Annotated in this window: 11 protein-coding genes, 2 rRNA genes and 8 pseudogenes; 4 read left to right on the top strand and 17 right to left on the bottom strand. The window is 56.8% G+C overall.

What is annotated here, in order from left to right; all coding sequences use genetic code 11:
- Positions 1-131 precede the first annotated feature (131 nt).
- Positions 132-3,035 (top strand): 23S ribosomal RNA (locus EIO60_RS10630).
- 94 nt (positions 3,036-3,129) lie between these two features.
- Positions 3,130-3,245: ribosomal RNA gene (gene rrf, locus EIO60_RS10625) — 5S ribosomal RNA — on the top strand.
- 115 nt (positions 3,246-3,360) lie between these two features.
- On the opposite strand, the gene EIO60_RS16775 is transcribed toward rrf, so the two are convergent.
- The 17 genes and pseudogenes from EIO60_RS16775 to msrP all read right to left on the bottom strand — a co-directional run bounded on the left by EIO60_RS16775 (position 3,361) and on the right by msrP (position 17,051).
- Positions 3,361-3,654: an ATP-binding cassette domain-containing protein gene (locus EIO60_RS16775; protein WP_374058175.1), complete on the bottom strand. Its 294-nt coding sequence runs from the start codon at positions 3,652-3,654 to the stop codon at positions 3,361-3,363.
- Positions 3,655-3,879, bottom strand: a pseudogene (locus EIO60_RS16770) (ATP-binding cassette domain-containing protein); the annotation flags it as partial. It abuts the gene before it with no gap.
- A 22-nt stretch (positions 3,880-3,901) separates the two neighbouring features.
- Positions 3,902-4,117 (bottom strand): ATP-binding cassette domain-containing protein, encoded by a 216-nt coding sequence (locus EIO60_RS16765; RefSeq protein ID WP_374058173.1) that lies wholly within the window; start codon positions 4,115-4,117, stop codon positions 3,902-3,904.
- A gap of 8 nt (positions 4,118-4,125) precedes the next feature.
- Positions 4,126-5,235: pseudogene (locus EIO60_RS10615) on the bottom strand (amino acid ABC transporter permease).
- A 15-nt stretch (positions 5,236-5,250) separates the two neighbouring features.
- A pseudogene (locus EIO60_RS10610) lies at positions 5,251-6,392 on the bottom strand (amino acid ABC transporter permease).
- Between the two features lie 67 nt (positions 6,393-6,459).
- Positions 6,460-7,484, bottom strand: a pseudogene (locus EIO60_RS10605) (amino acid ABC transporter substrate-binding protein).
- Between the two features lie 510 nt (positions 7,485-7,994).
- Positions 7,995-8,291, bottom strand: a complete 297-nt coding sequence (gene fis, locus EIO60_RS10600) for a DNA-binding transcriptional regulator Fis (RefSeq protein ID WP_000462905.1) — start codon at positions 8,289-8,291, stop codon at positions 7,995-7,997.
- A 24-nt stretch (positions 8,292-8,315) separates the two neighbouring features.
- A pseudogene (gene dusB / locus EIO60_RS10595) lies at positions 8,316-9,287 on the bottom strand (tRNA dihydrouridine synthase DusB).
- Positions 9,288-9,596: 309 nt separating this feature from the next.
- Entirely contained in the window at positions 9,597-10,043 is a 447-nt protein-coding gene (locus EIO60_RS10590; protein WP_309484705.1) for a carbonic anhydrase, read from the bottom strand.
- A 422-nt stretch (positions 10,044-10,465) separates the two neighbouring features.
- Positions 10,466-11,347: a 50S ribosomal protein L11 methyltransferase gene (prmA, locus tag EIO60_RS10585; RefSeq protein ID WP_258576760.1), complete on the bottom strand. Its 882-nt coding sequence runs from the start codon at positions 11,345-11,347 to the stop codon at positions 10,466-10,468.
- An 11-nt stretch (positions 11,348-11,358) separates the two neighbouring features.
- A pseudogene (panF, locus tag EIO60_RS10580) lies at positions 11,359-12,686 on the bottom strand (sodium/pantothenate symporter).
- Between the two features lie 46 nt (positions 12,687-12,732).
- Positions 12,733-12,918: a DUF997 family protein gene (locus EIO60_RS10575; RefSeq protein WP_258576759.1), complete on the bottom strand. Its 186-nt coding sequence runs from the start codon at positions 12,916-12,918 to the stop codon at positions 12,733-12,735.
- A 71-nt stretch (positions 12,919-12,989) separates the two neighbouring features.
- Positions 12,990-14,339, bottom strand: coding sequence for an acetyl-CoA carboxylase biotin carboxylase subunit (gene accC, locus EIO60_RS10570; protein WP_258576758.1), 1,350 nt, complete (start codon positions 14,337-14,339; stop codon positions 12,990-12,992).
- Between the two features lie 11 nt (positions 14,340-14,350).
- Complete coding sequence (gene accB, locus EIO60_RS10565) at positions 14,351-14,818, bottom strand: acetyl-CoA carboxylase biotin carboxyl carrier protein (protein ID WP_258576757.1); 468 nt, start codon at positions 14,816-14,818, stop codon at positions 14,351-14,353.
- Positions 14,805-15,293, bottom strand: a complete 489-nt coding sequence (gene aroQ, locus EIO60_RS10560) for a type II 3-dehydroquinate dehydratase (RefSeq protein WP_258576781.1) — start codon at positions 15,291-15,293, stop codon at positions 14,805-14,807. The genes accB and aroQ overlap by 14 nt, the downstream gene beginning before the upstream one ends.
- Positions 15,294-15,512: 219 nt before the next feature.
- Positions 15,513-16,072, bottom strand: a pseudogene (msrQ, locus tag EIO60_RS10555) (protein-methionine-sulfoxide reductase heme-binding subunit MsrQ).
- A 30-nt stretch (positions 16,073-16,102) separates the two neighbouring features.
- Positions 16,103-17,051: pseudogene (gene msrP, locus EIO60_RS10550) on the bottom strand (protein-methionine-sulfoxide reductase catalytic subunit MsrP).
- 388 nt (positions 17,052-17,439) lie between these two features.
- On the opposite strand from msrP, the gene EIO60_RS10545 reads away from it, so the two are divergent.
- The gene (locus EIO60_RS10545) at positions 17,440-18,363 is read left to right on the top strand and encodes a diguanylate cyclase domain-containing protein (RefSeq protein WP_258576756.1); all 924 of its coding nucleotides are present in this window, start codon (positions 17,440-17,442) and stop codon (positions 18,361-18,363) included.
- The gene (locus tag EIO60_RS10540; protein ID WP_258576755.1) at positions 18,311-18,571 is read left to right on the top strand and encodes a hypothetical protein; all 261 of its coding nucleotides are present in this window, start codon (positions 18,311-18,313) and stop codon (positions 18,569-18,571) included. The genes EIO60_RS10545 and EIO60_RS10540 overlap by 53 nt, the downstream gene beginning before the upstream one ends.
- Positions 18,572-18,603 lie beyond the last annotated feature (32 nt).

Raw genomic sequence — 18,603 nt, 5'->3', positions numbered from 1 at the left:
ACAATCCGGAACAAGCTGAAAACTGAAACGACACGTCGCGTTCATTCCCCGCAACAGGATTGAGATAGCGATGTGTTTGAGTCTTTCAAATTTTCACATCCGCAGCGTCGCAAGACGCCTGTGGGTTGTGAGGTTAAGCGACTAAGCGTACACGGTGGATGCCCTGGCAGTCAGAGGCGATGAAGGACGCTAATCTGCGAAAAGCGCCGGCAAGGTGATATAAACCGCTACAGCCGGCGATGTCCGAATGGGGAAACCCAGTGTGACTCGTCACACTATCGCAACATGAATACATAGTGTTGCGAGGCGAACCGGGGGAACTGAAACATCTGAGTACCCCGAGGAAAAGAAATCAACCGAGATTCCCCCAGTAGCGGCGAGCGAACGGGGAACAGCCCAGAGACTGAATCAGCTTGTGCACTAGTGGAAGCGTCTGGAAAGTCGCAGGATACAGGGTGATACTCCCGTACACGAAAGTGCATATGCTGTGAGCTCGATGAGTAGGGCGGGACACGTGGTATCCTGTCTGAATATGGGGGGACCATCCTCCAAGGCTAAATACTCCTGACTGACCGATAGTGAACCAGTACCGTGAGGGAAAGGCGAAAAGAACCCCGGCGAGGGGAGTGAAACAGAACCTGAAACCGTGTACGTACAAGCAGTAGGAGCCTCTTTTATGGGGTAACTGCGTACCTTTTGTATAATGGGTCAGCGACTTATATTCTGTAGCAAGGTTAACCGCATAGGGGAGCCGCAGGGAAACCGAGTCTTAACTGGGCGTTAAGTTGCAGGGTATAGACCCGAAACCCGGTGATCTAGCCATGGGCAGGTTGAAGGTTGGGTAACACTAACTGGAGGACCGAACCGACTAATGTTGAAAAATTAGCGGATGACCTGTGGCTGGGGGTGAAAGGCCAATCAAACCGGGAGATAGCTGGTTCTCCCCGAAAGCTATTTAGGTAGCGCCTCGTGAACTCATCTCCGGGGGTAGAGCACTGTTTCGGCCAGGGGGCCATCCCGGCTTACCAACCCGATGCAAACTGCGAATACCGGAGAATGTTATCACGGGAGACACACGGCGGGTGCTAACGTCCGTCGTGAAGAGGGAAACAACCCAGACCGCCAGCTAAGGTCCCAAAGTCATGGTTAAGTGGGAAACGATGTGGGAAGGCCCAGACAGCCAGGATGTTGGCTTAGAAGCAGCCATCATTTAAAGAAAGCGTAATAGCTCACTGGTCGAGTCGGCCTGCGCGGAAGATGTAACGGGGCTAAACCATGCACCGAAGCTGCGGCAGCGGCGCGCAAGCGTTGTTGGGTAGGGGAGCGTTCTGTAAGCCTGCGAAGGTGTGCTGTGAGGCATGCTGGAGGTATCAGAAGTGCGAATGCTGACATAAGTAACGATAAAGCGGGTGAAAAGCCCGCTCGCCGGAAGACCAAGGGTTCCTGTCCAACGTTAATCGGGGCAGGGTGAGTCGACCCCTAAGGCGAGGCCGAAAGGCGTAGTCGATGGGAAACAGGTTAATATTCCTGTACTTGGTGTTGCTGCGAAGGGGGGACGGAGGAGGCTATGTTGGCCGGGCGACGGTTGTCCCGGTTTAAGCGTGTAGGCTGAGCATCTAGGCAAATCCGGATGTTCAAGGCTGAGGCGTGACGACGAGGTACTACGGTGCTGAAGCAACAAATGCCCTGCTCCCAGGAAAAGCCTCTAAGCATCAGGCAACACGAAATCGTACCCCAAACCGACACAGGTGGTCAGGTAGAGAATACCAAGGCGCTTGAGAGAACTCGGGTGAAGGAACTAGGCAAAATGGTGCCGTAACTTCGGGAGAAGGCACGCTGGCGCGTAAGTGAGGGGACTTGCTCCCGGAGCCGAGGCCAGTCGAAGATACCAGCTGGCTGCAACTGTTTATTAAAAACACAGCACTGTGCAAACACGAAAGTGGACGTATACGGTGTGACGCCTGCCCGGTGCCGGAAGGTTAATTGATGGGGTTATCTGCAGGGAGAAGCTCTTGATCGAAGCCCCGGTAAACGGCGGCCGTAACTATAACGGTCCTAAGGTAGCGAAATTCCTTGTCGGGTAAGTTCCGACCTGCACGAATGGCGTAATGATGGCCAGGCTGTCTCCACCCGAGACTCAGTGAAATTGAAATCGCTGTGAAGATGCAGTGTACCCGCGGCAAGACGGAAAGACCCCGTGAACCTTTACTACAGCTTGACACTGAACATTGAGCCTTGATGTGTAGGATAGGTGGGAGGCTATGAAGCGTGGACGCCAGTCTGCGTGGAGCCATCCTTGAAATACCACCCTTTAATGTTTGATGTTCTAACGTGGCCCCGTGATCCGGGGTGCGGACAGTGTCTGGTGGGTAGTTTGACTGGGGCGGTCTCCTCCCAAAGCGTAACGGAGGAGCACGAAGGTTGGCTAATCCTGGTCGGACATCAGGAGGTTAGTGCAATGGCATAAGCTAGCTTGACTGCGAGAGTGACGGCTCGAGCAGGTGCGAAAGCAGGTCATAGTGATCCGGTGGTTCTGAATGGAAGGGCCATCGCTCAACGGATAAAAGGTACTCCGGGGATAACAGGCTGATACCGCCCAAGAGTTCATATCGACGGCGGTGTTTGGCACCTCGATGTCGGCTCATCACATCCTGGGGCTGAAGTAGGTCCCAAGGGTACGGCTGTTCGCCGTTTAAAGTGGTACGCGAGCTGGGTTTAGAACGTCGTGAGACAGTTCGGTCCCTATCTGCCGTGGGCGCTGGAAAACTGAGGGGGGTTGCTCCTAGTACGAGAGGACCGGAGTGAACGCACCGCTGGTGTTCGGGTTGTCATGCCAATGGCACTGCCCGGTAGCTAAGTGCGGAAGAGATAAGTGCTGAAAGCATCTAAGCACGAAACTTGCCCCGAGATGAGTTTTCCCTGATCCCTTGAGGGTCCTGAAGGGACGTTGAAGACGACGACGTTGATAGGCCGGGTGTGTAAGCGCAGCGATGCGTTGAGCTAACCGGTACTAATGACCCGTGAGGCTTAACCTTACAACGCCAGAGGCGTTTTGCGAGACGCGATATTTTCAGCTTGTGACGGACAGATCTGCGCGGCCCGGCGGGCGGCGCGGAGCAACAGAATTTGCCTGGCGGCCTTAGCGCGGCGGTCCCACCTGACCCCATGCCGAACTCAGAAGTGAAACGCCGTAGCGCCGATGGTAGTGCGGGGCCTCCCCACGCGAGAGTAGGAAACTGCCAGGCATCCAACCCGAAAAAGCCCCCTGCTGACGCAGGGGCTTTTTTACGTCCGCGTTCTGCCTTTTTCATCCAGAAAAAAAACCGGAACCTGTCCGGGGCAGCGATCCAGCCTTCAGCCTTAGTGGATAACCTGAGACAGAAAGGTGCGGGTACGCTCAGAGGTTGGATTTGAGAAAAACGTCTCCGGCGGTGCCATCTCGACAATTTCGCCGCGATCCATGAAGATCACGCGATCGGCCACGGTGCGCGCAAAGCCCATCTCATGCGTTACGCACAGCATCGTCATGCCATCTTCCGCCAGCCCAATCATCGTATCGAGCACCTCTTTAACCATTTCGGGATCCAGCGCCGAAATCGGCTCATCAAACAGCATGATTTTCGGCTTCATACAGAGCGAGCGCGCGATAGCCACGCGCTGCTGCTGCCCGCCAGAGAGCTGTCCTGGAAACTTATGCGCTCGGCAATGCGCACGCGCTGCAGATAGTGCATCGCCAGCTCTTCCGCTTCTTTTTTTCGAGGACTTACACACCCAGATGGGCGCCAGCGTACAGTTCTACAGCACGGTAAGATGCGGAAACAGTTTGAAGTGCTGGAACACCATGCCGACTTCAGTACGCACGCGCTCAATATTGCGCACGTCATCGTTGAGGTGAATGCCGTCAACCACGATGCGGCCCTGCTGATGCTCTTCCAGATGATTGGCAGTGTATCGTTGTCGATTTACCGGAGCCGGACGGGCCGCACAGCACGATGCGTTCGCGAGGCTTCACCTGTAGATTAATGTTCTTCAGCACGTGGAACTGCCCGTACCACTTATTGACGTTCTCGAGCGAAATCATCATCGCATCAGCGTTCTGGTGTATATGTTGTGTCATAAAAAACCTCAGTGCGATTTACGCTCGGTGTGAAAGCGCTTTTCTAGATGCTGGCTATAGCGCGACATGCTAAAATAAAAAATCCAGTAGACCAGCGCGGCGAACACGTAGCTTCGGTCAACATCCCTAACTAGGCGGGATCGACCGTCGCCTGCTGTACGCTGCTGAAAAGATCGAACAGACCGATAATGATCACCAGGCTGGTATCCCTGAACCGCGCGATAATGGTGTTCACCAGTCCGGTAATCGTGAGCTTCAGCGCCTGCGTGCGACAGAATAACCAGCATCTGGGTTTTCCAGTAGCCGAGCGCCAGCGACTCTGCGGCCTCATACTGATCCTTCGGCAACGCCTGCAAACCGCCGCGCACTACCTCCGCGACATAGGCCGACTTGAAACAGAATCACCCTAACCAGTGCGCGTACCAGCTTATCAATGGTGGTGCCTTCCGCCATAAACAGCGGCAGCATAACCGATGACATAAACAGCACGGTGGTGATAAGGGGCACGCCGCGCCAGAAATCGATGAAAATCACCGACAGCGTGCGCACTACCGGCATGTGCGAGCGGCGCGTCCCAGCGCCAGCAGAATGCCGAGCGGCAACGCGCCGGCGATGCCGACGGCAGCAATAATCAGCGTCAGTGTCAATCCGCCCCACTGGCGCGTTTCGACCCGCTCCAGCCCCAGATAGCCGCCATACATCAGCAGCCAGACGAGCAGGGGATAGATCACCGCTCAGCAGGCCAGATAGCGGCCGCGGAAAGGCAGCCTTTTAACAAACATCGGTGCGATGGAGAGCACTCCCAGCACCAGCGCCAGATTGATGCGCCAGCGCAGCTCATGCGGATAGAGCCCATACATAAACTGGCCGAAACGGGCATGAATAAACACCCAGCAGGCGCCCTCTTTGGTGCAGTCGGCGCGCGTCTCGCCAATCCAGTTAGCCTGAAACACCAGCCGCTCCAGCGCGGGCGGGATCACCTGCCACATCAACCAGAGGCTAAACAGCGTCAGCAGCGTATTGAACCAGCTGGAAAAGAGGTTCTTGCGTGCCCAGAGCCAAGCGCGGTTGAGCGGCGTCGAGGCAGTCGGCGCGTTTTCCTGTGTAGTCACTGACATCGTCATCTCGCTCTCTTAACGCTCAACCAGCGCAATCTTGCGGTTATAGAGGTTCATCAACAGCGAAATCACTAGGCTCATCACCAGGTAAACGCCCATGGTAATGGAGATGGTTTCGATCGCCTGCCCGGTCTGGTTCAACACCGTGCCGGCAAACAGCGACACCATATCGGGGTAACCGATAGCGGCGGCCAGCGACGAGTTTTTTACAATATTGAGGTACTGGCTGGTCAGCGGCAGAATGATCACCTGGCGCAGCGTGACCGGATTCGGCAGCCTAAGAGCGCGGGCGGCTTCATGCTGGCCGTGCGGCACCGACTGAATGCCGGCGCGGATCACTTCGGCGATAAATGACGAGGTATAGACAGAGAGCGCCAGCGTCAGCGCCGCCAGCTCTAGTATCATGATGAAGCCGCCGCGGAAGTTAAATCTACGAAGCGTCGGTACGTCCCAATGGGTGGCGGCGCCGAAGCCGAGATGCGCCAGCACGGGAAAAAGCACAAACATCGCGATAGCGGCTAGCCATGTGCGGCGCAGCTGGCCGGTCTTGAGCTGATACTGGCGGTGATAGCGAAACAGCGCATAGCTGCCCGCGGCCGCCAGCGCAATTAGAGAGGGCCAGCTACCGGGCGTATACTGCGGCCAGGGCACATAGAGGCCGCGGTTGCTGACAAAGGCTAGGCCAAAGGCCTCTAGCGCCGCCTGGCGCGGGCCAGGCAGGTTGCGCAGCACCGCGAAGTACCAGAAAAAGATCTGCAGCAGCGGCGGAATATTTCGATATAGAGGGTAGAGAGCTTACGCAGCAGCCAGTTATCCGACAGCCGAACCAGTCCGACAAAAAAGCCCAGCAGCGAGGCAAAAACGATACAGAGCGCAGAAACCAGCAGGGTATTGGTCAGTCCTACCAGGAAGACGCGCGCATAGGTATCGCCTTCGCTGTAATCGATCAAATGCTGGACGATGCCGAATCCGGCGCTGCGCTCAAGAAAGCCAAAACCGGACGTAATACCGCGGCTGGCAAGGTTAATCACAGTGTTATGGATCAGATAACCTACCACGACAAATACCGAGACGATGGCGATAATCTGGTAAAGCCAGGCGTGAACCGTGGGATTACCGAATGAAATATCCCTTTTCACGGTTGGGCGTTGTAACATGTTGGAACCTCAGAAACAAAACTCAGGCAGAACGCCGCGCGAGGCGGCGTTCCGTTGACGTGCGAGATTAGCGAACCGGCGGGGCATACTGGATGCCGCCCTGGTTCCACAACGCGTTCTGGCCGCGGGCGATTTTCAGCACACTGTCCTTGCCCACATTGCGGTCAAACACTTCCTGATAGTTGCCGACCTGCTTGATGATGTTGTAGGCCCACTTGTCGTCCAGCTTCAGATCCTTGCCGAAGTCGCCCTCGGCGCCCAGCAGATGCGCCATATCCGGCGAGGACGGCTTCGCTACCATCTGATCGACGTTCTTCGAGCTGATGCCCATCTCTTCGGCGTTCAGCATCGCGAAGAGCGACCACTTCACGATGGTGGACCAGTCGTCGTCACCGCGACGTACCGCCGGACCCAGCGGCTCTTTGGAAATAACTTCCGGCAGCACGATAAACTCATCTAGCTTGCCCAGCTTGATGCGCAGCGCATAGAGCTGCGACTGATCGGAGGCGAGCGTATCGCAGCGGCCGCTGTCGAGCGCTTTCGCCGACTCGTCAGAGCGGTCGAAGGTCACCGGCGTGTACTGCATTTTGTTGTCTTTGAAGTAATCCTCGACGTTCAGCTCGGTATCGGTACCCGCCTGAATACAGACGGTGGCGCCGTCCAGCTCTTTCGCGCTTTTCAGGCCCGCTTCTGGTGGGGCAGGAAGCCGATGCTGTCGTAATAGTTCACGCCCGCAAACAGGAAGCCCGTGCCGCCATCGCAAGAAGAGGTCCAGGTCGTATTGCGCGACAGGATATCAACTTCCCCCGACAGCAGAGCGATAAAGCGCTCCTTGGCCATCAGCAGGGTATATTTCACTTTGCCGGCATCGCCGAACACCGCGGTCGCGGCGGCGCGGCAGACATCCACGTCAATACCAGAGAACTTGCCGCTGGCGTCGGCACAGGAGAAGCCCGGCAGCCCGTCGCTGATAACGCACTGCACAAAACCTTTTTTCTTGATTGCGTCCAGCGTGGTACCGGTGTGCGCCTGCTGGGTTACCGTAAAGAGCGTAGCGGCGACGACCATCGTGGAGAGCATCATCTTTTTCATAAAGTATCCTGTATGGCGTAATTATCTTGTTATGTTTGATGCGCACCTGCAGTGCGCAATGGCCTGTCTGTGGCGGTCAGCCACGCTTAGCTCTGCAAAGCCAATGTAAGGTTTGCAGAGTAGATAACGGACGGGAAAGATCTCTTAATAAACTGAAGTATTCGGAAAGCAGCACACTAAAAGGAAGCAAAGCGAGTCGCCGCGATCACAATTAGTGCCAATAGTTTCACTATATGGAAGCAATGTGAGCCACAGCTCAGGAAGTGACGTAGACAGAGAGTTTTGTGAAGGAAAATGATGCAACACGCGTCAGCGCTGGCACAGGGCAGACAGCAGGGCAAAAAAGGCGGGAAGGCAGATAGCGCAAAAAGAAATAAATGCGGCGGCGATTGTAACGCAGATGATGATTTATCTGGAAACCGTTTCACGCTTTCAGGTGCAAATAAGCGATGTCGCACAAATAAAAACGCCAGCCCCAGGGCTGGCGTCATTTAACGCATAAACCAGAAATCAGTTCATACCGTATTTTTTCAGCTTCTTACGCAGAGTACCACGGTTGATACCCATCATCAGCGCAGCACGGGTCTGGTTGCCACGGGTATACTGCATCACCATGTCCAACAGGGGCTGCTCGACTTCAGCCAGTACCAGCTCATACAGGTCATTGACATCCTGACCGTTCAGTTGAGCAAAATAGTTCTTCAATGCCTGTTTTACCGAATCACGCAGAGGCTTTTGCGTCACCTGATCCTGTGAATTAACGGTAGAAACGGTCAGTACGTCAGAATTTACGCGTTGTTCGAACATAGTTCTTTCAGCTCTTTATTTTGTTTACGCAAGATTTTCGAAGTATGCCTCCAACACCTCCAGCTGTTTGCTGGCATCCTCAATGGCGTTGAATGTGCGCCGAAACTGGTCATTAAGGGCATGCTCCTGCAAATACCAAGAGACGTGCTTTCGCGCTATACGGTATCCCTTGCCTGGACCATAAAAGTCGTGCAGCTCACGTATATGCGCAACGAGCATACGCTTCACCTCTGCCAGCGGCAGAGGTGCAAGCAGCTTCCCAGTGTCCAGATAATGCTGGATTTCCCGGAAGATCCACGGTCTTCCCTGAGCCGCTCGGCCTACCATAAGGGCATCGGCCCCCGTATAGTCAAGCACGGCTCTGGCTTTATGCGGGTCAGTTATGTCGCCATTCGCGATAACGGGAATAGTGACACTCTGCTTAACTGTCCGAATGCTGTCGTATTCAGCCTCCCGTTGAACAGGCAGGCACGAGTGCGTCCATGTATCGCCAGGGCCTGAACGCCACAGCGTTCAGCCAATTGGGCAATATCTACACAGTTACGGTTGTCCGGATCCCAGCCGGTGCGAATCTTCAGCGTAACGGGCACATCAACTGCGTTAACCACGGCGCTGAGATGAGAATAGATTTCACCAGATCCGGGTACTGCAGCAGCGCTGAGCCTGCCATCTTGCGATTCACTTTTTTGGCCGGGCAACCCCCATGTTGATATCGATAATCTGCGCGCCAGACGCCGCATTGATGCGCGCGGCGGCGGCCATATCATCAGGATCGTAACCTGCAACCTGCACGGCGCGAATGCCGGGCTCGTCACTGTGCACCATACGCAAACGGGATTTGTCACTGGCCCAGACTTCGGGGTTCGATGACAGCATCTCGGAGACCGTCATACCGGCGCCGTTTTCAAAACACAGAGTGCGGAATGGCCTGTCAGTTATTCCGGCCATCGGCGCAGCGATGAGTCGATTACGAAGCTGGTGGTATCCAATGCGCATGAAGAAAAAGTGACCGTAACTGTTCGCAAGGCGGCGTATATTACGCATTTTTTACCGAAGATGAAAGGCCAAACTTTGAACAATTGACCGACCAAAACGGCTTGCCATGGGCTAAACAGCAATCAGTTTTTAAATTCCTTTTATATTTCAAACAATTTTAAAACATGCTGAAATTGTGAACAAAAAATTTTCTCAAAACATGCCCTAAATCACAATATAAAAAGCGACACATCAGCTAATTAGCCACAGATCTGACGGCGAAGTGACGATTTATTGTACTAAATGGTTACGCCCTGAAGGCAATTATCCCTATTCGACGATTAACCGACCGTGCAGCGGCTGTAGCGGACGGTTGTTGGCCGACGCCAGCGCGCGGCGAAATCTCGCCAGCTGCGTCGGTGACAGCTGCACCGGCTGCTTCATTACCAGCCAGCGCAAGCCTTGCGTACAGGGCGGCGTCGTCAGCGAGCCGCTGAAGCGGTAGTAGTGACGATCCTGCGGAAACAGCGGGATTAAATCGATCTGCCTGCCGAGCGTCACCGGGTGGTTCTCTTCATGGGGAAGCGCAGCAAGTATCGGCTGCAGCGTCGGGTTTTCCGCGCCCGGCTCAAACATCATCGCCGCCACGGCCAGCTCGCTCGCACCATTCTGATGGACAAAATGCGCCTCCAGCGGAAAGGCGCGCCCCTGAATCCGATTTTCGCTCGGAGTATGGAAATGGTATTGCATCAGACGGAGGCGTTCGCCGTCGAGCATAAAGTCATCCTCGTCGTCGACCGTGACCTAAATGGTGTGGCCATTATTGACGAGTATCGCCGCAGCGGTGTAAAACTTAAGGCTGAGCGGCGGCAGATGGCCTTCAACAGGATGACGAAGGTCGATCGGCGACTGAAACTGCCCGCTATGACAGGTTTGATAGGCGCTGGAGAGCGCGCCCCAGCGTTCGGGGCCGGCCTGGCCCTCATAGCTCCAGTGCGGTAAGGCTGGCTGCTAGGGCAGCGCGTAAAGGAAGCAAGGTCACGACCACCGCCAACAGAGGTAGCTTTTTCATTATCCGTTCCGGTAATGACGCAAAAACGACCTCAAATAATAAACAGCGCCGGGAGGCAGGTTTATTGCGGTGGGACAAAGCAGGCGCAGAAAAACAGCAGGTCAATGCAGCGGGCCCGCAGGGCAGGTTAGCGGCGCACGCCAGTGATGCGGTACCACTTCTCTTTTTCCGCGACCGGCTCAAGCGCGAAGCGATCGGCGTACGCCTCGCAGACGCTTTCCGCCTGGCTGGCCAGCACGCCGGAGAGGCCGAGATGGCCGCCCGCTTTCGGCAGCACGCCGATCAACGGCGCCAGCTTGTGCAACGGACTGGCGAGGATATTGGCGACTACGACATCCGCCTGGAGATTTTCCGGCTGCTGGTGGGGCAGATAGAGCGACAGGCGATCGGCAACGCCGTTGCGCTCTGCATTGTCGCGGCTGGCCTGGATCGCCTGCGGATCGATATCAATGCCGATCGCCTGCGCCGCGCCAAGCTTCAGCGCGGCGACCGCCAGAATGCCGGATCCGCAGCCGAAATCGATTACCGTCTTGCCCGCCAGATCCAGTCCGTCGAGCCAGCTCAGGCAGAGCGAGGTGGTGGGATGGGTGCCGGTGCCGAACGCCAGACCGGGATCCAGCATCACGTTGACGGCGTCGGGATCCGGCACGTCGCGCCAGCTTGGGCAGATCCAGAGCCGCTCGCCGAAGCGCATCGGATGGAAATTATCCATCCACTCGCGCTCCCAGTCTTTATCTTCGATCTGCTCAATCTTGTGACGGAAGCCGGATCTCAGCAGCGGATGTTGGCTCAGCTCCGCCACCACGTCATCCATTTCCGTTTCCGCGTCGAACAGGCCGATAACGTCGGTGTCGCCCCACAGGCGCGTTTCGCCCGGCAGCGGCTCATACACCGGATTATCGTGGGTATCCTGAAAGGTGACCGAGACCGCGCCCGTCTCCATCAGCGCATCGCTGAGGGTTTCGGCGTGCTCGCCGGTGCTGTTAATTTTGATTTGAATCCATGGCATAGCGTTTCTCTTTATTCCAGCGCGGCGCCAGGCGCGCGGCCAAACAGGTTACCGACCAGAAAAGCCAGCAGGCTTAAGGTCAATGAGGGAACGATAGGGTGGAAGCCACCCCATTCAATATTTAGGCTGGCGAGTAGCCCGCGCCCGCCAGCATACCGCTGATGGCGCCGGCTGCGTTGGCGCGCGACCAGTAGAGGCCCAGCACCAGCGGCCAGAGGAACACCGCCTCAAGGCCGCCGAACGCCAGCAGGTTAAGCCAGATAATCATATCCGGTGGGTTCCACGCCAGCAGCAGCAGCACGCCCAGCATTAAGGTGATGGGTGCCGGAGAGCAGGCGCAGGCGCGCTTCATTTTCGCTCTACTACGGCCTGAGGCGCAGATAGAGATCCTTGGTCAGCATAGCAGAGGATTGCAGCAGCTGCGCGTTGATGGTCGACATGATCGCCAGGCCGAGTGCGCCGGCGAGATGCATGCCGAACATCAGTACGACCACGACGATGGTGCCGAGGATAATGCCGCGATGCAGCGCCTTGCTGTCTTTTATAGGAGATGCAGCGCACAGCAGTGTGCGGCAGGCCGATGACGCCGAAGCAGAGCAGCACGGCGAAGGAGCCGAGGAAGGTCGGGGTAATGACGTTGCCGACCCCTTCCGGCGACACCAGCTGCGGATCGATGGCGCGCAGTTTCTCCACCGCCGTTCCCAGCCGGCCCGCGTGGTGAATGACCGCGAAAAGCAGCAGAAAGGTGCCGATCAGCATCACCAGCCCCTGCATGGCGTCGTTGAGCACGCTGGCGCGCAAGCCGCCGAAGGCGGTGTAAAGCGCGATAGTGCCGCCGAAGATCAGCGGGCCGGTATTGTAAGGAATGCCCGCGGCGCTCTCCAGCAGGCGCGCGCCGCCGATAAACTGCACCATCATCGCGCCGATAAAGGCCACCAGCAGGCTAATGCTCGTCAGCCAAATCAGCAGGGTGCTGCGATAGCGCGCGTAGAGCATATCGTTCAGCGTCACCGCGTTGCAGCGCCGAGCGAGGATAGCGAACTTTTTCCCCAGCACGCCCAGCGACAGCCAGACCGCTGGCACCTGAATCATCGCCAGCAGCACCCAGCTGAGGTCATATATTTATAGGTCGTACCGGGGCTGCCGATAAAGGAGCTGGCGCTGATATAGGCGAGGTGGTGGTGATGGTCATCGCCAGCACAAAGTCGCCCATCGAGCGGCTGCCGAGAAAGTATTCGGTTAGGAAGTTGCCCTGACGCTGCTTGCGCATGGCGAATACCGACAGCGCGGCGATCAGCGCCAGATAAGCGAGCAGCGGCAGAATGATTTCAGTGTCCATTGCTTTCCTCCAGCGGCATATCGCGGAATACCAGACGCACCATCAGCTAGCACAGCACGATAAACAGCAGCGGGGCGAAGATGCAGGAGAGTTCAAACCAGTGCGGCAGGCCGGTCACGCCGGCTTCCTCGCCGCCCAGCCAGGCGCAGAGGTCCCAGACGGTGAGAGAGGCCAGCGTCAGCCCAAACGACCAGCGCGCCTCTCTGTTTGCTTGCAGAAAACGCCACTCCATGATGCAACCTCATCGGCGACAAAAAAGAAAAAGGCCGGTATCACCGGCCTCGCTCGTATTCAGCGATGTGCTTACTTATCGTACAGGCCGAGTTTCTTCTCCAGATAGTGGATGTTGGTTCCACCCTGCTGGAAATGCTCGTCGGACATGATCTTCATCTGCAGTTCAATGTTGGTCTTGATGCCGTCGATAATCAGTTCCGCCAGCGCGTTCTTCATCCGCGCAACCGCCACGTCGCGGTTTTCGCCATAGCAGATCAGCTTGCCGATCATGGAATCGTAGTACGGCGTCACACTGTAGCCGGCGTAGATATGCGATTCCCAGCGCACGCCAAAGCCGCCTGGCGCGTGGAAGCGGGTGATCTTGCCCGGGCTCGGCAGGAAGGTGTTGGGATCTTCCGCGTTGATACGGCACTCGACCGCATGGCCGCGGATCACCACATCTTCCTGCTTGATCGACAGCGGCTGACTGGCAGCGATACGCAGCTGCTCTTTGATCAGATCCACGCCGGTGATCATTTCGGTAATCGGATGCTCAACCTGAATACGGGTGTTCATCTCGATAAAGTAGAACTCGCCGTTCTCATACAGGAACTCGAAGGTGCCTGCGCCGCGGTAGCCGATTTCGATACAGGCGTTAGAGCAGTGCTCGCCGATATAGCGACGCAGTTCCGGCGTAATGCCCGGTGCCGGCGCTTCTTCGACCACTTTCTGGTGACGACGCTGCATAGAGCAGTCGCGCTCGGCCAGATAGATGGCGTTGCCCTGGCCGTCGGCCAGCACCTGAATCTCAATATGGCGCGGGTTCTCGAGATACTTCTCCATGTAGACCATGTCGTTGTTGAAAGCCGCTTTGGCTTCCGCTTTCGTCATGTTGATGGACTGCTCGAGCTCTTTGTCGCTGCGCACAACGCGCATGCCGCGACCGCCGCCGCCGCCGGAGGCCTTGATGATCACCGGATAGCCGATGCGCTTGGCGATGGCACGGTTTTTCTCCATGTCGTCGCCCAGCGAACCGTCGGAACCCGGTACGGTCGGCACGCCCGCTTTTTTCATCGCGGTGATGGCGGATACTTTATCGCCCATCAGGCGAATGGTGTCCGCTTTCGGACCGATAAAGATAAAGCCGGAACGCTCAACCTGCTCGGCGAAGTCGGCGTTCTCAGAGAGGAAGCCGTAGCCAGGGTGAATAGCAACCGCGCCGGTGATCTCGGCAGCGGAAATCAGAGCTGGGATGTTGAGATAGCTTTTGACCGACTGCGGCGGACCGATGCAGACGGTTTCGTCCGCCAGCAGCACGTGCTTCAGATCGCGGTCTGCGGTGGAGTGCACCGCTACGGTTTTGATGCTCAGCTCTTTACAGGCGCGGAGAATACGCAGCGCGATCTCTCCTCGGTTAGCAATGACAATTTTATCCAGCATGGTTCGCCTCGTTATTCGATGACGACCAGCGGCTCGTCAAATTCAACCGGCTGGCCGCTTTCGACCAGAATGGCTTTCACGACGCCAGATTTGTCAGCTTCGATCTGGTTCATCATCTTCATCGCTTCAACGATGCAGAGGGTGTCGCCAGCGTTGACTTTTTGTCCGATTTCAACAAAGGCTTTCGCATCCGGGCTCGGGGTGCGATAGAAGGTGCCGACCATCGGCGAACGCACGATGCGGCCGCTGATTTCAGCTGGCTTGGCGATGTCTGCAACAGGTGCAGCGACCGGCGTGACGGCGGCGGCCAGGGCAGGCTGCGGCGCTGGCGCGGCGTAAGCCTGTTGCATCACGGGATAACCTACATTGGCAGGTGAGCGAATGATGCGAACGGATTCTTCGCCCTCTGAAATTTCCAGTTCAGCAATGCCGGATTCTTCAACCAGTTCGATCAGTTTCTTAATTTTACGAATATCCATGAGTGTGGTTCCGTATTCTGTTTAATTTAGAGTGAGACAGGCGTTTTACTGCCGTTTGTAAAGCCCATGCGTAGCCGTCGGCGCCTAAACCGCAAATCACGCCGGCAGATACGTCAGAAAGATAGGAGTGATGGCGGAAAGGCTCACGGGCATGTACATTGGAAAGGTGCACCTCGATAAAGGGAATGCTTACCGCCAACAGGGCATCGCGCAATGCTACGCTGGTGTGCGTAAAGGCAGCGGGATTGATAATGATGTAATCCACATTGCTTCTGGCCTCATGGATGCGATCGATAAGCTGATATTCCGCATTGGACTGCAAATGGCTCAGTTTCACATCAAGCTGGTCTGCCTGCGCGGTCAAATCGCTGACGATCTGCGACAGCCTGGTGTGACCGTACTTCTCCGGCTCGCGAGTGCCTAGCAAATTCAGGTTGGGCCCGTTCAAAAGCAGAATGTGAAATTTATGCGCCATCGTGCTGCCATCTCCCGCAATCATTGAGGCATCGCGTAAGATACCTCGCTATCTTCCGTTTATCACCCGTCACGAAAAAAAGCGACGCAGCTTGCAATAAAGCCGGGCATTATATCCGTTTCGGGACAATTCGCAGCAAAATACTGGTTTTATCTGCGAAATTGATCGGGCATGGCCCGAAGGCCACACCTTTATCAGAAATCGCGGCAGGAAGACAACTTAACGCGGCAACCAATTACGGAACTTTTTGTAACGCCAGACTAACAACGCCAGCGCGATCAGCGCGTAGATCACCGGCGGCGGCGACAGCACCTTCACCGACCAGAGATAGTGAATCGGGGAGAGGATCGCCGCCAGATAGATAAAGTTGTGCAGCGTTTGCCAGCGGCGGCCGAGTTTGCGCTGTGCGCGCTGGAAGAGGTTGCCGTCAGCGCCAGCAGAATCAGCCAGGTGGCGATGCCCAGCGTCAGGTAGGGACGCGACACCAGCTCGCTGCCCAGCAGGCGCAGATTATCGACACCCAGCTCCAGCAGGTAGTAGCTGGTCAGGTGCAGCGAAGCCCAGACAAAGGTCTAGACGCCCAGCAAGCGGCGGGTACGGATCAGCAGCGGCTGGCGGGCGTAGCGCGCCAGCGGCGAAACCAGCAGCAGCTTGAGTGCCATTCTGCCGGTAAAGTGCTGAATATCTTTCGCCGGATCGGCGTTCAGTCACCCCTGGCTCGCCGACCAAAAGAGATAGAGCAGCGGCAAAAAGGCTGCCAGATGCAGCGCCGCCTTCAGCTATGCGATCTGCTTAATGGTCAGGCGCACTCAGTAGTTCTCCCGCAGGTCGATTCCGCGATAGAGCGACGCCACATCGTCGGCGTAGCCGTTGAAAAACAGTGTCGGCTGTCGCTTAACTCTGAGGGTGCCGCCCGGCCCGATAAAGCGCTCCGTCGCCTGCGACCAGCGCGGATGGTCGACGTGCGGGTTCACATTGGCGTAAAAGCCATATTCGTTTGACGCAATCTGATTCTAGGTCGGCGGTGGTTGGTCGCGCGTTAGGGTGACTTTGACGATCGACTTAATGCCTTTAAAGCTATATTTCCACGGCACGGTGAGGCGGATCGGCGCGCCATTCTGCGGCGGTAGCGCCTTGCCGTACACGCCGGTACTGAGCAGCGTCAGCGGATACATCGCCTCGTCCAGGCGCAGCCCTTCAACATAGGGATAGTCCAGCCCGCCGCCGATAAAGCGATCTTTCTGGCCGGGCATCTGCTCAGGATCGTAGAGCGTCTGGAGGGCGACAAAGCGCGCGTTGCTGGTGGGTTCCGCCAGCTTGAGCAGCTTGTTCAGCTCAAAGCCGACCCAGGGCACCACCATCGACCAGGCCTCCACACAGCGCATACGGTAGATACGCTGCTTCATGGCAAACTTTTTAAATATGTCATCCATGTTCAGCGTAACGGGCTTCGCCACTTCGCCGTCGATGGTCAGCTGCCAGGGATCGGTTTTCAGCGTGCCGGCGTTGGCGGCCGGATCGGCCTTATCGAGGCCGAACTCGTAGAAGTTGTTATAACCGGCGACTTTGTCTTCCGGTGTCAGCGTCAGGTTTGACTGGTATTTCTCTTGCTTGCTGAAGTCCAGCGGTTAGACCGGCCGGCGCGGCGTGGCGATCGTTGCCCTTGAACTAGCTCAGCACGTCCGCCCGCGCGACGTCGGGCATGCCCAGCGCGGCGGCGCTCAGCCCAAGGGTTTTCAGCACCTGGCACCGCCGCATATTAAAGATGCTTTCCGGCGTCACGTCGGCTTCCGTCAGATATTTTTGGCTTTCATCGCTCACCTCCCGGCTCGAATATCCGCTCCAGCATGATGACTATTGCCGATCGCCGCGACTTTCGCCGCTAAAATGTTAAATTTCCCAGGACGTTGCGCCCCAAAAACAGCGTCGCAAACATGAACCGCCAACGGGTACGGATATACTGCTCAACTTACGCAGCAGTGCTGCCGAGTAGCGGAAATTATGCTATTTTGCTCGCGCTTGCGTCAGGCGCGGCGCGCGGCGGGCATAAACGGGTCATCACCGCAGCGAACAGGCACAGGGATGCGATTAATCACGAAACTTTCTGCTTTCATTACATTTTTAAGCTTGCTGGCGATGTTTTTTTATGCTGGTGGGCTGCGCGTTTAGCGTCTACTGGCTGACGCATCAGCGCGTCGAAAGCCGGATGCAGACCATGGTGACCGAAGTCGATCAGGCCTTGACAACGAAATCGCCGGACGCGCTGTGCAGCTGGATGCCGCACCTGATGACGGTAATTAACTCCGAGTGGGTTAAGCTGCGCAGTGGCGACAGCGTGCTGTTCCGGCTGAATCGCCATGAAAACCCGATGCTCGAGGATGAAACCAACCGCTTTATTCAGTTCGACATGCCACTGGTGCATCAGCCTGGCGTCACCATGCGTATTGTGGTGCTCGATCCCGCCAAAACCTGGTTCCGCTCTTTCACCGGCGTCTACACGATGGCCGCGATGCTGTTTGTGGTGGTGGTGGTGAGCCTGCTGCTGTTTATGATGCACTGCTGGCTAAACCGGCAGTGGCGCGGCATGGAACGGCTGGAAAAGCGCGCCGAGGCGATCCTGTCAGGCGAACGCGCGCTGCTGCGCAAGGGCGACGTGGATGAGTGGCCGCCGCGCGCCAGCAACACCATCGATCTGCTGCTAAGCGATCTGCAAGAGGCGGGCGAACAGCGGCTGCGCATCGATACCCCGATCCGCGCCTTTGCTGCGCAGGACAGCCGTACCGGCCCGAACAACCGGCTCTTTTTTAATAATCAGCTGGCGACGCTGCTGGAAGATCAAGAGGATGTCAGCACGCACGGCGTGGTGATGATGGTGCGCCTGCCGGACCTGGATATGCTCAATGAAACCCTCGGCCCAACGCTGGTGGATGAGTATCTCTTCGATCTGGTCAATATGCTCTCCACCTTTGTGCTGCGCTATCCCGGTGCGCTGCTGGCGCGCTACTTTCGCAGTGCTGTTGCTGCATCGCAGCCTGAAAGAGGCCAACAGCATCGCCGACCAGCTGATTAACGCGGTCGATTCGCTGCCGCCGATGCGCATGGTGAACCGCGACGATCTGATCCATATCGGCATCAGCGCCTGGCACAGCGGCCAGACCGTGCCGCAGGTAATGGACAACGTGGAAATGGCGACGCGGCATGCCGCGCTGCTGGGCGGCAACAACTGGTCGAACGGCGAGGGCAATCCGCTGGATGCTGGCCGCGGCAGTGTACGCTAGCGCACGCTGCTGGAAAACACCCTTAGCCGCGG

Source organism: Candidatus Pantoea persica (assembly GCF_013753875.1).
GTDB lineage: Bacteria > Pseudomonadota > Gammaproteobacteria > Enterobacterales > Enterobacteriaceae > Pantoea > Pantoea persica.
Note: the sequence above shows the minus strand (reverse complement) of the source record. Positions and strands in the feature narration are given on the sequence as shown.

What these genes read in the sequence shown, in the direction of transcription:
- EIO60_RS16765 (WP_374058173.1), bottom strand. Translation starts at nt 4,117, where the DNA reads ATGACACAACATATACACCAGAACGCTGATGCGATGATGATTTCGCTC.
- fis (WP_000462905.1), bottom strand. Translation starts at nt 8,291, where the DNA reads ATGTTCGAACAACGCGTAAATTCTGACGTACTGACCGTTTCTACCGTT.
- EIO60_RS10590 (WP_309484705.1), bottom strand. Translation starts at nt 10,043, where the DNA reads ATGCTCGACGGCGAACGCCTCCGTCTGATGCAATACCATTTCCATACT.
- prmA (WP_258576760.1), bottom strand. Translation starts at nt 11,347, where the DNA reads ATGCCATGGATTCAAATCAAAATTAACAGCACCGGCGAGCACGCCGAA.
- EIO60_RS10575 (WP_258576759.1), bottom strand. Translation starts at nt 12,918, where the DNA reads ATGGAGTGGCGTTTTCTGCAAGCAAACAGAGAGGCGCGCTGGTCGTTT.
- accC (WP_258576758.1), bottom strand. Translation starts at nt 14,339, where the DNA reads ATGCTGGATAAAATTGTCATTGCTAACCGAGGAGAGATCGCGCTGCGT.
- accB (WP_258576757.1), bottom strand. Translation starts at nt 14,818, where the DNA reads ATGGATATTCGTAAAATTAAGAAACTGATCGAACTGGTTGAAGAATCC.
- aroQ (WP_258576781.1), bottom strand. Translation starts at nt 15,293, where the DNA reads ATGGCGCATAAATTTCACATTCTGCTTTTGAACGGGCCCAACCTGAAT.
- EIO60_RS10545 (WP_258576756.1), top strand. Translation starts at nt 17,440, where the DNA reads ATGCTGGTGGGCTGCGCGTTTAGCGTCTACTGGCTGACGCATCAGCGC.